Source organism: Methylocystis sp. (genome assembly GCF_046349115.1).
GTDB lineage: Bacteria > Pseudomonadota > Alphaproteobacteria > Rhizobiales > Beijerinckiaceae > Methylocystis.
Genome location: NZ_JAXMCX010000004.1, coordinates 64204 through 77270, shown reverse-complemented (window position 1 = coordinate 77270; position 13067 = coordinate 64204). Strand labels below are relative to the sequence as shown.

The following is a 13067-nucleotide window of genomic DNA, read 5'->3' as shown; positions in this document are numbered from 1 at the left end:
ACGATGTGCGCGCCGGTCCCTAGGGGCTCCTCGATGGCGCGCCCTTCGGCTTCGACGCGGTAAATTTCGGATCGCTCGCGGGGCCACGACTGACGAAAGGTTGAGCCGATGGATGACGCCAAGTCTCATTCGCTGCTGGTTCGCGCCCTCTCCGTTGCGCTGTCCATCGGCGTATTTCTTGCGCTGGCGATCCTCGGCGCCGGCGGGGTCGACGCCTATTTCGCCAATCCGGCGCGGACCGCGCTGGTCGGCGTCACGCTCGCATTGGGGGTCGTCTCGCTCTTCGTCGGCGGCAATCTCAGCTCGGGCGTCCGGGAGGACACGGGCAATCGCTGGGTCATTCCGGTATTCTTCAGTCTCGGGCTTCTTGGCGCCTATCTGCCGGCCTGGGCCGACCGGGAGGGTTTTTGGACATTGGACGGCGACGCCGTGCGGTGGTTCGGAGTCGCGCTTTTCGCTGCGGGCGGGGCGTTGCGGCTGAGGCCGGTCGCCGTGCTGGGACGACGGTTCAGCGGCCTCGTCGCGATTCAGCCGGGCCACGAACTCGTGACCACCGGACTTTACAGCCGCATCAGGCATCCGAGCTATCTCGGCCTGTTGATCTCGGCGCTCGGCTGGGGGCTGGCGTTCAATACGGCGGTTGGCGTGCTTCTGGCGTTGGCGAATATCCCGCCGCTCATCGCCCGGATGAACGCCGAGGAACGCTTGCTGAGTTCCGAGTTCGGCGTGTCCTATGACGCCTATCGCGCCCATACGTCCCGGCTCATTCCGGGCGTGTATTGAAAGATTCGCGGGTTAAGGGAAACAGGTCATGAGGCGTCAATTGCCGCGTCTGCTGCTGCTCGGTCTTTTCGCTGCGCCGCCCGCGCAGGCTGGCGACGTCATAAGGCTCACGCCGGGAGGCAGCGCCAATTTTTCTCTGCAGGAGAATGTGACGACCGGCTATTCCTGGCGCATCGATCAAAGCGCCAGCCGCAATCTCGGCATTATGTCGATAACCGATGCGGGCCGCAGCGGCGCGCGACGGCGCATGGTCGGCAGCCCTGGCGTGCATCATTGGAACATCCGCGCGCTCAAGCCCGGTCAGGCCGCAATCGTTTTCGTCTATCAGCGGCCCTGGGAGCCCGCGCCAGTTCAAACCCGCAGCGTCGAGGTCGAGGTCGCGCCCTAAATCGGGGCCGCGAATTAGATGCGCCAATTCCGGCTTGGTCGCAGCGAAGCGAGCCTCCAGGCTCGCCAAAGCTCCTGCGTCCCATATGGCGACGCCTAGGCATCGCCCTTGCGCGACGCCTTCACCGCATCTTCGAGCCGCATCGTCGCCGAGCCGCGCTGCGCCGGCTTCTGCTGGCTCTCATGCGGCGCCCAGCCGGACGCCCAGACGATTTCGAAGCTTGCGCGCACGCGTCCGTCAGGGTCAGAGAAGCGCTCGGCGTAAATCTGCGCCGCGCGCGCGAAAACGTCGCGTCGCATCGGCTTACGCGCGCGCTTTGCAAGAACATTGGCGGCGCCCATGGCGCGCAAATCGTCCATCACCGCGAACATTGAATCATAGCGCAGCGTGACGCTGTCGACGTCGGCGACGGGCAGGGCGAAGCCGGCGCGCTGCAGCAGCGCGCCCATGTCACGAACGTCGACGAAGGGCGAGACGCGCGGACTCGCGCCGCCGGCGATTTCCACTTCCGCCTGTGCGAGCGCGGAACGAAGCTCGACGAGACTCGCGCCGCCAATGAGGCAGGCGAGGAACAGCCCGTCCGGCGCAAGAATACGCCGCGCCTGCGCCAGCACGCCCGGCAGATCATTGACCCATTGCAGCGCCATGCCGGAGACGATCAGGTCGAAGGAGCCGGCCGCGAAGGGAGGGGCTTCCTCGTCGATGATGACGTCGCCGCCATGGCCGCTGGCGCGCAAGGGACGCGGGCGGCCGCTCGCCGCGACGGCCTGCGAGAAATGTGCGGTTGGCGAGCCGAGATCGAGCGAGCGGGGAAATTCGCGCTTCACGGTCAGCAGGCGATCGAGCAGATCGTCGGCGGCGCGCGCCATCAGAAAATCGGGCGCGCCTTTGGCGATCGATCGAGCTAGGCGCCGGCGCAGCAGCGCGCGATCAAAAATTTTTGGCGGTCCGACTGCTTCGCTCATTCCTTACGACCGTGCCCGCGCCAGTTAGCTTAGCATGCGCGCAATGCGCATGAATATGGTCGAAAGGATGGCGCAATCGCGACGCAATGATCGGAAGCGACGGGCTGCAAGTTCTAAAATTCACGACATGTCTTAACGTTAAGCCCTAACCTGAAGACGCGGAACGTTTCGACAAGATCATGGCGAAAGTTAGAATGCGTCCATTCGAGAATTCGCCGCCAAGGCGTCAGTAAACAGGGTGTAAGCGTCATGCGTAACCTCATTGATCTTTCGCGTCGAGTCCGCAGCGTCAAGCCGGCGAGGGCGTTGAAGTTCCTCTTGCTCGCGGCGGTTGGCGGAATGGCGTTGACCGCGCTGCCGCAGAACGCGGCGGCCCGCAACATCGTCTCCATTTCGCCGAGCGTCGCGCCCGGCACGATCGTCATCAGCGCCGGTCAGCGCCGGCTCTTCTATGTCGTCGATACCGGCGTCGCGATCAGCTATCCCGTTGCGGTGCCGAAGCGCGGCAAGGAATGGTCGGGCGAGACGTCGGTGGCGGGGAAATACGTCAATCCGGACTGGGTTCCGCCGGCGGTGGTGAAGGCCGACCATCCTGAATTGCCGAACTTCATTCCCGGCGGATCGCCGCGCAATCCGATGGGCGTCCGCGCGTTGACCCTCAGCAATGGCGAGGTGGCGATTCACGGCACGACCCACAAGATGCGCGCCTCGATCGGCACAGCCGCCTCCTATGGCTGCATTCGCATGCTGAACGAGGACGTCTCCGATCTGTATGAACGAGTGAGCGTCGGCGCGCCGGTGATGATGACGCGCTGACGTAAGCGTCGCATATAGAATCACGCCTCGCCCGCACGACGCGGGCGAGGCTTTTATTTGTTCTTAGCCACGCCGGCGCGCCCGCCCCAAGGCTTTTCCGCAGCTTTTTTTTCGCGCCACTCGCTTGTGGACGACTGCCGCGGCGTGATGGACGCCGACCGGCGAATCCCGCAAGTCTTCTCCGCAACGAGATCGGAGCGTCGCTTTTTTCGCGTCACAGTTCGAGTGTGGAGTATAGTGAAACAAGAGATGATTCGACTTCGAATCAATTGCTTGAAAAGGAGGCGCCTCTCGGAAAACTCCACGACGCATCGTCGCCCGTCCTTTAGTCGCCGCGTCATGCTGACATCCAAATAAAAGGTTGGCACATGCTGATCGCAACAGAAAATGAAACTGAACGCGCCGAACATCCCGTGGATGTCGTGGAGCAACTGGCGGCCACCAACGACTGGTCTTTCGATCGAGACGACGAAGACGAGATTTCAATTTCCGTCGCCGGCGCCTGGACGGAATATCACGTCGCCTTCACCTGGCTTCCGCATCTCGAAACGCTGCATGTCAGCTGCGCCTTCGATCTCAAGGCGCCTGAGCGCCGGCGCGGCGAATTGATGTCGCTCGTCAACGCCATCAACGAGCAGATGTGGATCGGGCATTTCGATTTCTGGCCGAAGGAGGGGGTGGCGATGCATCGTCACGGGCTGATCCTCAGCGGCGGGGCGCAGCCGTCGGCGACGCAATGCGCGGCCTTGCTCGACAATGCGCTTCAGTCCTGCGAGCGGCATTATCAGGCGTTCCATTTCGTGCTCTGGGCCGGCAAAAGCGCCAAGGAGGCGCTCGCCTCCGCCAATTTCGAGACGAAAGGCGAGGCGTGACGGACGCGGTCGATCCGAAGGGGTCGGTCGCCCTGATCGGCGCCGGAAATATGGGGCTCGCCTTGCTCGAAGGCTGGGCGTCCCAGAATCTGATCGGATGCGTTTCGGTCATCGAGCCGCAGCCGTCGCGGCGGCTCCAGACTTTATGCGCCGAGCGCGGGTATGAGCTTAACGGCGCCGCTGCGCCGCGCGACGCCGTCGTTCTCGCGGTAAAGCCGCAAGCGCTCGAATCCGGCGCTCTCGCGGCGGCGCCATTCGTTGGCCCCACGACCGTCGTGGCGTCGATCCTCGCCGGCAAGCGCATCGCCGACATCGCCGCGCGTCTGCCGACACAGGCGATCGTGCGGGCGATGCCCAATACGCCGGCGGCGATCGGGCGCGGAATCACCGGCGCCTTTGCGAGCCCCGCGACCAGCGCCGCTCAGCGCGCGTTCGCCGATGCGCTGCTGCGCGCCGTCGGCGCTGTGGAATGGGTCGACGACGAGTCGCTCATCGACGCCGTGACCGCTGTTTCGGGCTCCGGCCCCGCCTATGTCTTCTATTTCGCCGAATGCCTCGCCGCCGCCGGCGCCGAAGCCGGTCTGCCGGCCGCGCTCGCGACGCGACTGGCGCGCGCCACCGTCGAAGGCGCCGGCGAGTTGATGCGCCGACAAGCCGAGACGAGTCACGACGAATTGCGCCGGCGTGTGACCTCTCCCGGTGGCACGACCGCGGCGGCGCTGGAGGTTCTCGAAGCGCCCGACGGCCTTGCCGCGCTGATGCGGCGCGCCGTCGCCGCCGCCAAACGCCGGGCAGGGGAACTGTCCGGTTAAGACGGCGCGCGCCTTGTCTCGCCGCCGGGCGACAATAGAATACAGACTAGGAATTCCTGCGGACCTGGAGACAGATATGAATAGCGGCGGCAGCCCCCGCGACCGAGTGATCGATGCGACGCTTCGGCTCGCGACGCGGCGCGAGTTCGGCGACGTGACGCTCACCGACATCGCCCAGGAGGCCGGCATTTCGCTCGCCGATCTGCGCGAACTTTTCCCGTCGAAAGGCGCGATCATGGGCGCGTTTTCGCGGCGCATCGACCGGGAGGTTCTCGATGCGCAGCCGAAGGAAGCTTCGCATGAACCGGCGCGCGAGCGGCTCTACGACGTGCTGCGCCGTCGGCTCGATGCGCTGGAGCCGCATCGCGAGGCGCTGGCGAGCGTCGGCCGCTGGGCGGCGCGCGACCCGCTCACCGCCGCGGCGCTCAACCGGGAAACCGTGAACTCGATGCGATTCATGCTGGAGGCCGCCGACGTCGACAGCGAGGGCCCGGTCGGCTCGCTCAAGCTGCAGGGACTGGCCCTGGCCTGGAGCCGAGTGCTTGAAGATTGGTTTGCCGGCGACATCCATGACGCCTTGTCGACGCTTGATCGCGAACTCACCCGCGGCGAGCGCTATGTCGATCGCGCGGAGGATTTCGCAAGGCTGACGCGGCCCTTCTATTCCTTCGCGCAAAGCCTGTTCGGCTGGCGCCCCCGGCGCGGCCGCGATCACGACGACGACGGCGGCTATCCACACGCGCGCGCGTAACCGGCGCCGCGATGGTCGTTACAGGGGCAGGCTGGCGGTCGCGCGCAAGCCGCCGAGCGGGCTGCGGTCCAGCGTAATGTCGCCGCCATGCCCCCGCGCGATATCGCGCGCGATCGCAAGGCCCAAGCCAGAATTTCCATCATCCTGATTGCGCGATTCATCCAATCGATAGAACGGCCGGAACGCCTCTTCGCGACGCTCGACCGGTATTCCCGGACCGTCATCGTCGATATTGACCGTCATCGTCGCGCCGTCATTGACCGCCGAAAGTTCGATGCGCTTGCCATAGCGCTGCGCGTTGCCGACGAGATTGGCGAGCAGACGCTTGATCGCCGCCGGCCGCGCGACGATCGTCGGATCGCCCTTGATCTTGACCGCGGCGGCGAGACCCAGCCGTTCGGTGTCCGCCTTCAACTCGCTTAGAATCGCGGCGATGTCCGTGGGCGATGAATTCTCGTCGCCGTCGCCGCGCGCGAAGGCGAGATAGGCCTCGACCATGCGCTCCATCTCGTCGACGTCCTTGCGCATTTCGGCGCCTTCGTTCGAATCGCCCATCAATGCAAGGGAAAGTTTGAACCGCGTGATGATGGTGCGCAGATCATGCGAGACGCCGTTGAGCATGGTCGTGCGCTGCTCGATCGCGCGTTCGAAGCGGCGCTTCATGTCGAGGAAGGCCGCGCCAGCCTGCCGAACCTCGCGGGCGCCGCGCGGGCTGAATGCGACGTTCCGGCCTTTGCCGAATTCCTCGGCGGCGCGAGCCAGACGCAGGATCGGCCTGATCTGGTTGCGCAGGAACGACGTAGCGATGGCGACGATGATCACCGAGGCGATCGCCATCCACATAAAGAAAATATAGGAATTGGAGGCATAGGCGTGCGTGCGCGTGGCGAACATTCGCAGCGTCGCGTCGTCGAGCGCGACGCGGATTTCGATCAGGTTGCGCGGAAGCGACGTGTTGATCCAGAACGGGTCCTTCAGCCTGCGCGAGAGCTCTTTCGCAAGCGCCTTGTCGAGCAGCGAGAACAAGGCTGTCTTGGGCGGCGGCGCCGGCAGCTCCTGTTTGGGAAGAACCGCGATCTCCATGTTGAGATCGAAAGCGGCGATACGGCGCAGTTGCGCGTGGTCCGGATCCTGCGGGAATGTCTGATAAACATCGACGAGCGCCGCGACCTGTCGGGCCATCCCGGCGGACAGCCGATAGGTCACTACCTCCCAGTACCGTTCCATGAAGACATAGGCGACGGCGGATTGCAGCAGCACGACCGGCAGAATCACGATCAGCAGCGCGCGGGCGTAAAGCCCCTTTGGCATGCGGTCGTGCAGCCAGTTGGCGAAGCGCCGCCACAGATTGCGTGGCGCGGCGAGAACTTCCGGTAGGACGGCGGTCATCGTGGCGACTCTATCATTTCATCGGCTGGCGCGCAGCGGCTCGACGAGAAGCCGGTAGCCGTGGCCGCGCACGGTTTGAAGGTAGCGTGGCGCATTGGGGTCGGTCTCGATCTTGCGTCTCAATCGGGCGATTTCGACATCGACGCTGCGTTCGCTTGCGCTCCGATCGGGATCGCGCTGCGCGAGGGTCTGGCGCGATACCAAGGCGCCGTCGCCTTCGGCCAGCGTCCGCAAGAGATCGCGCTCGCGGGTGGTCAGCCGAACCGGCGCGCCGCCGCGCAACAATTCGCCGCGCGACGGATCGAACACGAAATCGCCGAACCGCCTGGGGCCCGCCGGCTCGGCGCGCCGGGCGCGGCGCAGGATGCTGGCGATGCGAAGCGACAATTCGCGAGGATCGAATGGTTTGGCGAGATAGTCGTCCACCCCGGCCTCGAGCCCTTTGACGCGGTCCGCTGTCTCCGTCAACGCGGTCAACATGAGAATCGGCGCGGAACGCAGCGGCTCCGCGCTGCTGCGGAGCCGGGCGGCGAAGGCGGCGCCGGTTTCGCCAGGCATCATTCCATCCAGCACGATGAGATCGAAAGCGAAATCCCGCAATCTCGCGCGCGCTTCGCCTGTGTCGGCGGCGGCGCTGACCAGATAGCCCTCCTTGGTCAGATAGCGCGACAGGAGGGTGCGAATGCGCTGATCGTCGTCAACAACCAATATATGCGCCGCCTTTGCGTTCGGCGCGCCGGCGTGATGCGGAGCGAGCGTCATGGCGCGTCGCCGGCCGTTTTTGCGCAGGCGAGATGGGCGCGAACCCGCGCGCGTTCATCGGGGTCGATCATCGCGAACAGAAATTCGGAGGCCGCGCCGCGCGCGACGGGGGGCAGTTCATCCATGACCTTCAGAAATCGCGCCGACTGCAGCGCCGAGAGATCGCGCGCCAGCTTCGCCCCCTGGGGAGTCGGATAGAGCAGGCGCTGGCGGCGGTCGACGATTCCGGCGCGCGCCTCGACGAAGCCTGCCTCGAGAAGCTGTTTCAGCACGCGGTTGAGGCTCTGCTTGGTAATCCTCAATATGTCCAGCAGCGCAGCGATGGTGAGGCCGGGGCGGCGGTAGACGAAATGCAGAACGCGATGATGCGCCCGTCCGAAACCGTATTTTTCGAGCAGTCGATCCGCGTCGCCGACGAAATCGCGGTAGGCGAAGAAAAATAGCTCGACAAGTTCGAGAGCGTCCTCGTCGGTCGTGGCCGCAACGTCCGCGGCGGCTCTCCGCCAGGCGGCGGAGCCGGGCTCAACCATTTTTCTCGCTAGGAGTTCGTTCACGCTGGTTCTTGCCTGACGTTTCGCGCGAGCTATTTACGTCAACTATATTGACATAAATCTGACCGATGGCTAGTGCTGACCGCGCGTCGCAGCGCCTTGTTCAGCCTCTTCGATCGCGTCTTTCCGGAGTTCGCCATGTCGCTTCCGCCCTTCGATCAGCGCGACGGATTCATCTGGCAAAACGGCGGACTTGTCCCCTGGCGCGAAGCCAAGCTTCACGTCCTTTCGCATGGTCTGCACTACGCTTCTTGCGTCTTCGAAGGGGAGCGCGCCTATGGCGGCGCGATCTTCAAATCGCGCGAGCATTCGGAACGGTTTTTGAACTCCGCTCGAATTCTCGATTTCGAAATTCCGTACAGCGCCGAACAGCTTGACGCCGCCAAGCATGAGACGGTGAAAGCCAATGGCCTGTCGAACTGCTATGTACGGCCGGTGGCGTGGCGCGGCAGCGAAATGATGGCGGTCGCCGCCCAGAATTCGACGATCAACGTCGCGATCGCGGTCTGGGATTGGCCGAGCATGTTCGACGTCGAGACCAAGATGAAAGGCATCAGGCTCGACATCGCCGAATATCGGCGGCCAGATCCGCAGACGGCGCCGTCGATGGCGAAGGCGGCCGGCCTCTATATGATCTGCACCATCTCAAAGCATCGCGCCGAGCGGCGCGGCTTCGCCGACGCGCTGATGTATGATTGGCTCGGCCGCATCGCCGAATGCACCGGCGCGAACGTGTTCTTCGTGCGCGACGGCGCGTTGCATACGCCGATCGCCGACTGTTTTCTCGACGGCATAACGCGGCGCACGGTGATTGATCTGGCGAGACGACGCGGGATCGAGGTCGTCGAGCGCCGAATCATGCCCGAGGAAATGGCGACGTTCTCGGAGTGCTTCATCTGCGGCACGGGCGCTGAAGTGACGCCGGTGTCGGAGATCGGTGCCTATCGTTTCACGCCCGGCGAACTGTCGCGCGCGCTGATCGAAGACTATTCGCACGAGGTCGAGAAGCAGCCTTCGCCAGTCGTGTGAGCGCGATCCGCGGATCGCGGCGCGTCGACAATCGGATCAGCCGCTCATGCGCGCCTTGATCGCGTGTTCGGCGAGAGTCTTGCCGAGCGACCAGACGGCGGACGGGGCCTTATGCGCGTCGGCGATGACGGCGTCGAACGATTGTTCGATCCAATCGCAATCCTCGTCCGATATCGTCAGCGGCGGCAGCAACTTGATCGTGTGATTGCCATGTCCGGCGACTTGCGTCAGCACCTTGTGATCGCGAAACAGCGGGATCGAGATGAGCTGACAGAACAGGCCTGAATTCACTGTTTCCAGCAGATTCCAGGCGGCTTTCAGCTTGAGCGACTTCGGCGGCCCGAATTCGACGCCGATCATGAGACCCTTGCCGCGCACGTCGGCGACGAGCTCATAGCCTTCGGCCATCTTCGTAAAGGACGCGAGAAGGCGGTCGCCCTTCTTCGCCGAATTTTCGATCACATGCTCGTTCTCGAGAACATCGAGCGTCGCAATCCCCGCCGCCATCGCGAGATCATTCTTGCTGAAGGTCGAGCCGTGCACGACCGCGCGATCCATGCGGTCGAAGACCTTGTCGAAAATCCATTTGCGCGCCAGCACCGCGCCGACCGGAACATGGCCGCCGGAAAGCGCCTTGGCGACGACGACCATGTCCGGCTCGACGCCTGGAAAATGATCGATCGCGAAGAAGCGGCCGGTGCGGCCGAGCCCCGTCTGGATTTCGTCGGCGACGAACAGCGTTCCATATTTCCGGCACAGCGCCTGCGCCCCGAGAAGATAGTCTTCCCTCGGAATATTGACGCCCTTGCCCTGGATCGGCTCGACGAAGAAGGCGGCGACGTCGCGCCCAGCCAAGGCGCGTTCGAGGGCGATAAGATCGTCGAATTCGACTTCATGAGCATTCGGCAACAACGGGCCGAACCCCTTCTTGAAAATTTCGTCGCCGTTCATCGACAACGACCCATAGGTCAGGCCGTGAAAGGAATGCGCGCAGTGTAGGATGCCGGGACGGCCCGTCGCCGCGCGCGCGAATTTGATCGCCGCTTCGACCGACTCGGCGCCGGAATTGGCGAAAAACGCCTTGTCCAGCCACGGCGCATAGGCGAGCAGCTTCTCGGCGAGAACGCCGGCCAGAACCGAAACGTCAAGTTGCACGAGATTGGCGAATTCGCCGTCGAGCACGCTCACCAGCGCGTCGCGCACCTTGGGATGATTTCGTCCGAGCGCGAAGACTCCCCAGCCGCTGAGGAGATCGAGATAGCGGTCGCCCTTGCGATCCCATAGATAGGGGCCGACGCCTCGCGTGAATCCAACGTCATAGCCGATCGTCTTGAGAACGCGGACCCACATTTCATTGAGGCGCTTCGAATGCAGCGAAAAGCGCTCGCCTTCACGGGCGGCGGCAAGAGCGGCAAGGTCGTATCGCGGATCGATTTGGCCGGAATCGCCTTCCGGAGCGCGAACCATCGTCGGCGCGCTCGCTGGGGCGGTCGTAGAAATGGTCATTGGCGGCGCTCCAACCGAGAAAATGGGAGGCAGGCGTCAAGGCGCACACGCTCGCCCATTTCGATTGCGCGCCGCGGGCCGGTTTGTCAAATCGCGCCAATGTGGCGCTCGGGCCACAGGCGTGAAGATTTGTGCGTCGCCGTCGACCTCATCCGCTGCCGCACGACGCCCATATTGCGCAATATCGCTGCACGCGACGACGCGCGAACATGCAAGTTTCAACATGTGCGCCAATGGTTTCGCCAATGCGCGCGCAAACGCCGCGCATATCCACAGACATTGCGCTTGGCAATGAAAATTGCAGGTTGGAAGGCGCGCCGTGGGTGATATCCTGTCAAAAGTGATTCTTGAGCGATGCGGGGTGATACGCGCCTTCGGAAAATCGCCAACGCGCGCGTCGGGACAATGCTCTGGATCAGCATTGGGGAGTTTAGTCGGTGGGCGCTAAAATGACTTTTCAGGATGATTTGACGTCGAGCGCGACTGAATCGGATGAGTCCGGTCTTGAATTGATTGAGATCGCGGGACGAATAAAATGGTTCGATGTCGCCAAGGGTTATGGTTTCGTTGTGCCGGACGATGGCACCGCCGATATTCTCTTGCATGTCACCATCCTTCGCCGCAGCGGGCTGCAGACGGCCTTTGAAGGCGCGCGCGTCGTTTGCGAGGCGCAGAAGCGCGCCAAGGGCATGCAGGTCTTTCGCGTCATCGCGATGGACGAGTCGACCGCCGTCCATCCCTCGCAGTCCTGCGCCGGGCGCACTCATGTCCAGGTCGCCGCGACGAGCGGTTATGAGATCGCCATCGTCAAATGGTTCAACCGCGTGAAGGGATTCGGCTTCCTCACGCGCGGCGAAGGCACCGAAGATATTTTTCTCCACATGGAGACCGTGCGCCGCTACGGCATGACCGAACTAAAACCCGGCGATAGCGTGCTCGTGCGTTACGGCGGCGGTCCAAAGGGGCTGATGGCGACCGAGGTGCGTCCGCTTGAAGCAAAGAGCGTCCCGTCGCACTGAAGTCCGCCATGCCGCGCAGCATCCTTTGGAGCGCTTGCAAATGAGAGCGGCGCAAATTTTCCGCTTAGCGATCTTCTCTTTTCTGGCGCTGCTGGCGTCCATAGTCGCGCAAGCGCAGCCGGCGGACGACGTCGCGCGCATCGTGACGTCGACCGGCGAGCATGAGTTCAAGGTCGAAGTCGCCGACACGCCGATGGCGCGCGCGCGCGGCCTAATGTTTCGCAAAACAATGCCGGCCGATCGCGGGATGCTGTTCGACTTTAAGGTCGAGGGGCCGGTCTCGATGTGGATGAAGAACACGTATATACCGCTGGATATGGTGTTCATTGGACGCGACGGGCGGGTGATTGGGGTCGCCGCCGACGCCGAGCCCCTGTCCGAACGGATCATCAGCTCGCCGGCGCCGGCCTATTCGGTGCTGGAGCTCAACGCCGGCGCGGCGCGGCGCATATCGCTCGCCCCAGGCGATCGGGTGCGTCACCGCATGTTTGAGCGCTAGGTTAAGGCTGAATATCGGGCGGATTGACCAAGTCGCCGATAGATTGATCAGTCTCAAAGCATGGGGCGAGCCAGGCGCAAAAGAGCCGGCGAGCGGTTTTTCTCAAGCTGCGGCTCTATCGGCGCATTCTCTTGTTCCAAGCGGGCGTGCGTGCTAGCGGAATTCGAGCGAGGGCAGGGCCGCCTTGGGCGTGGCCTGTCCGGCGGGGTATGGCGCAGCCTGGTAGCGCGGAAGTTTTGGGTACTTCAGGTCGCAGGTTCGAATCCTGCTGCCCCGACCAGCGCGAACGCCGCCGCGCATTGTCACAAAGCGCCGTCGGGCGCAGCTTCAACGTCGAGGCCTTATGACCGCACGAATCTATCTACCCGCCCCGAGCGCCACTCAATCCGGCCCCGGCTCCGACCTGTGGCGCCTCGACTTCGAGCCGGAGCTGCCGCGCAGCATCGAGCCGCTGATGGGTTGGACGAGCTCCGGCGACATGCGCCAGCAGGTAAGGCTCAAATTCGCGACCAAGGAGGAGGCGATCGCCTATGCCGAGCGCAACGGCCTCGCCTATCGCGTCGAGGAGCCGCGGCCCAATCTCGCCGCGCGCCGCGGCGTATCCTATTCTGATAATTTCAAAACCAGCCGCATCGGACTCTGGACGCATTGAGTCTCCTTCGGCCCCGTAGCTCAGCCGGATAGAGCAACTGCCTTCTAAGCAGTAGGTCGCAGGTTCGAATCCTGCCGGGGTCGCCATATATGACTCTCCTGTCGAGCGTCGTCTGGCGCCGCATTCACCGTGGTGATACGGTATGCGGCGTAAGCTGCGCCGTCGACGGCTCCGTAGCTCAGCCGGATAGAGCAACTGCCTTCGAAGCAGTAGGTCGCAGGTTCGAATCCTGCCGGGGTCGCCAGTCGAAATATTGTCGACGAGGACAGGCAG

At 63.7% G+C, this 13067-nt stretch carries 15 protein-coding genes and 3 tRNA genes; 13 read left to right on the top strand and 5 right to left on the bottom strand.

Features of this window, described 5'->3' with window-relative positions; genetic code table 11:
• Positions 1-108: 108 nt before the first annotated feature.
• Positions 109-783 carry a methyltransferase family protein gene (locus U1E20_RS12220; protein ID WP_409980893.1) on the top strand — a complete coding sequence of 225 codons (675 nt, stop codon included), beginning with the start codon at positions 109-111 and terminating at the stop codon, positions 781-783.
• A gap of 28 nt (positions 784-811) precedes the next feature.
• Positions 812-1171 carry a protease inhibitor I42 family protein gene (locus tag U1E20_RS12215; protein WP_409980892.1) on the top strand — a complete coding sequence of 120 codons (360 nt, stop codon included), beginning with the start codon at positions 812-814 and terminating at the stop codon, positions 1169-1171.
• Positions 1172-1266: 95 nt separating this feature from the next.
• Here U1E20_RS12215 and U1E20_RS12210 read toward each other — a convergent pair whose 3' ends face one another.
• Complete coding sequence (locus U1E20_RS12210; RefSeq protein WP_409980891.1) at positions 1267-2136, bottom strand: methyltransferase domain-containing protein; 870 nt, start codon at positions 2134-2136, stop codon at positions 1267-1269.
• 339 nt (positions 2137-2475) lie between these two features.
• Here U1E20_RS12210 and U1E20_RS12205 point away from each other — a divergent pair, with 339 nt between their 5' ends.
• The 4 genes from U1E20_RS12205 (at position 2476) to U1E20_RS12190 (ending at position 5387) form a co-directional block, all read left to right on the top strand.
• Positions 2476-2952, top strand: coding sequence for a L,D-transpeptidase (locus U1E20_RS12205; protein ID WP_409981088.1), 477 nt, complete (start codon positions 2476-2478; stop codon positions 2950-2952).
• A 368-nt stretch (positions 2953-3320) separates the two neighbouring features.
• Positions 3321-3824 (top strand): YbjN domain-containing protein, encoded by a 504-nt coding sequence (locus U1E20_RS12200; RefSeq protein ID WP_409980890.1) that lies wholly within the window; start codon positions 3321-3323, stop codon positions 3822-3824.
• A complete protein-coding gene (gene proC, locus U1E20_RS12195; protein WP_409980889.1) occupies positions 3821-4636 on the top strand; it encodes a pyrroline-5-carboxylate reductase in 816 nt (271 codons plus the stop codon). Before U1E20_RS12200 ends, proC begins: the two co-directional genes overlap by 4 nt.
• A 76-nt stretch (positions 4637-4712) precedes the next feature.
• Positions 4713-5387, top strand: a complete 675-nt coding sequence (locus U1E20_RS12190; RefSeq protein ID WP_409980888.1) for a TetR/AcrR family transcriptional regulator — start codon at positions 4713-4715, stop codon at positions 5385-5387.
• An 18-nt stretch (positions 5388-5405) separates the two neighbouring features.
• Here the strand turns inward: U1E20_RS12190 and U1E20_RS12185 are convergent, their stop codons facing one another.
• Genes U1E20_RS12185 through U1E20_RS12175 form a run of 3 tightly spaced genes read right to left on the bottom strand, consistent with a single transcriptional unit; the run spans position 5406 to position 8068 of the window.
• Positions 5406-6776 (bottom strand): ATP-binding protein, encoded by a 1371-nt coding sequence (locus U1E20_RS12185; protein WP_409980887.1) that lies wholly within the window; start codon positions 6774-6776, stop codon positions 5406-5408.
• 18 nt (positions 6777-6794) lie between these two features.
• Entirely contained in the window at positions 6795-7538 is a 744-nt protein-coding gene (locus tag U1E20_RS12180; RefSeq protein ID WP_409980886.1) for a response regulator, read from the bottom strand.
• Positions 7535-8068 carry a MarR family winged helix-turn-helix transcriptional regulator gene (locus tag U1E20_RS12175; protein ID WP_409980885.1) on the bottom strand — a complete coding sequence of 178 codons (534 nt, stop codon included), beginning with the start codon at positions 8066-8068 and terminating at the stop codon, positions 7535-7537. Before U1E20_RS12175 ends, U1E20_RS12180 begins: the two co-directional genes overlap by 4 nt.
• Before the next feature lie 159 nt (positions 8069-8227).
• Here U1E20_RS12175 and U1E20_RS12170 point away from each other — a divergent pair, with 159 nt between their 5' ends.
• Positions 8228-9118 carry a branched-chain amino acid aminotransferase gene (locus tag U1E20_RS12170; protein WP_409980884.1) on the top strand — a complete coding sequence of 297 codons (891 nt, stop codon included), beginning with the start codon at positions 8228-8230 and terminating at the stop codon, positions 9116-9118.
• Between the two features lie 36 nt (positions 9119-9154).
• Here U1E20_RS12170 and U1E20_RS12165 read toward each other — a convergent pair whose 3' ends face one another.
• Entirely contained in the window at positions 9155-10585 is a 1431-nt protein-coding gene (locus U1E20_RS12165) for an aspartate aminotransferase family protein (RefSeq protein WP_409981087.1), read from the bottom strand.
• Between the two features lie 488 nt (positions 10586-11073).
• On the opposite strand from U1E20_RS12165, the gene U1E20_RS12160 reads away from it, so the two are divergent.
• The 6 genes from U1E20_RS12160 to U1E20_RS12135 all read left to right on the top strand — a co-directional run bounded on the left by U1E20_RS12160 (position 11074) and on the right by U1E20_RS12135 (position 13038).
• Positions 11074-11643: a cold-shock protein gene (locus U1E20_RS12160; RefSeq protein ID WP_409980883.1), complete on the top strand. Its 570-nt coding sequence runs from the start codon at positions 11074-11076 to the stop codon at positions 11641-11643.
• 40 nt (positions 11644-11683) lie between these two features.
• On the top strand, positions 11684-12142 hold the full coding sequence (locus U1E20_RS12155) for a DUF192 domain-containing protein (RefSeq protein ID WP_409980882.1): 459 nt from the start codon (positions 11684-11686) through the stop codon (positions 12140-12142).
• Between the two features lie 203 nt (positions 12143-12345).
• Positions 12346-12422, top strand: a tRNA-Pro gene (locus U1E20_RS12150).
• Positions 12423-12485: 63 nt separating this feature from the next.
• A complete protein-coding gene (locus U1E20_RS12145) occupies positions 12486-12794 on the top strand; it encodes an ETC complex I subunit (protein ID WP_409980881.1) in 309 nt (102 codons plus the stop codon).
• A 9-nt stretch (positions 12795-12803) separates the two neighbouring features.
• Positions 12804-12880: transfer RNA gene (locus tag U1E20_RS12140), tRNA-Arg, on the top strand.
• Between the two features lie 81 nt (positions 12881-12961).
• Positions 12962-13038, top strand: a tRNA-Arg gene (locus U1E20_RS12135).
• Positions 13039-13067 lie beyond the last annotated feature (29 nt).

What these genes read in the sequence shown, in the direction of transcription:
- U1E20_RS12180 (WP_409980886.1), bottom strand. Translation starts at nt 7,538, where the DNA reads ATGACGCTCGCTCCGCATCACGCCGGCGCGCCGAACGCAAAGGCGGCG.
- U1E20_RS12170 (WP_409980884.1), top strand. Translation starts at nt 8,228, where the DNA reads ATGTCGCTTCCGCCCTTCGATCAGCGCGACGGATTCATCTGGCAAAAC.
- U1E20_RS12160 (WP_409980883.1), top strand. Translation starts at nt 11,074, where the DNA reads ATGACTTTTCAGGATGATTTGACGTCGAGCGCGACTGAATCGGATGAG.
- U1E20_RS12205 (WP_409981088.1), top strand. Translation starts at nt 2,476, where the DNA reads ATGGCGTTGACCGCGCTGCCGCAGAACGCGGCGGCCCGCAACATCGTC.
- U1E20_RS12145 (WP_409980881.1), top strand. Translation starts at nt 12,486, where the DNA reads ATGACCGCACGAATCTATCTACCCGCCCCGAGCGCCACTCAATCCGGC.
- U1E20_RS12190 (WP_409980888.1), top strand. Translation starts at nt 4,713, where the DNA reads ATGAATAGCGGCGGCAGCCCCCGCGACCGAGTGATCGATGCGACGCTT.
- U1E20_RS12220 (WP_409980893.1), top strand. Translation starts at nt 109, where the DNA reads ATGGATGACGCCAAGTCTCATTCGCTGCTGGTTCGCGCCCTCTCCGTT.
- U1E20_RS12155 (WP_409980882.1), top strand. Translation starts at nt 11,684, where the DNA reads ATGAGAGCGGCGCAAATTTTCCGCTTAGCGATCTTCTCTTTTCTGGCG.
- U1E20_RS12215 (WP_409980892.1), top strand. Translation starts at nt 812, where the DNA reads ATGAGGCGTCAATTGCCGCGTCTGCTGCTGCTCGGTCTTTTCGCTGCG.
- U1E20_RS12185 (WP_409980887.1), bottom strand. Translation starts at nt 6,776, where the DNA reads ATGACCGCCGTCCTACCGGAAGTTCTCGCCGCGCCACGCAATCTGTGG.
- U1E20_RS12200 (WP_409980890.1), top strand. Translation starts at nt 3,321, where the DNA reads ATGCTGATCGCAACAGAAAATGAAACTGAACGCGCCGAACATCCCGTG.
- U1E20_RS12210 (WP_409980891.1), bottom strand. Translation starts at nt 2,136, where the DNA reads ATGAGCGAAGCAGTCGGACCGCCAAAAATTTTTGATCGCGCGCTGCTG.
- U1E20_RS12165 (WP_409981087.1), bottom strand. Translation starts at nt 10,585, where the DNA reads ATGGTTCGCGCTCCGGAAGGCGATTCCGGCCAAATCGATCCGCGATAC.
- U1E20_RS12175 (WP_409980885.1), bottom strand. Translation starts at nt 8,068, where the DNA reads ATGGTTGAGCCCGGCTCCGCCGCCTGGCGGAGAGCCGCCGCGGACGTT.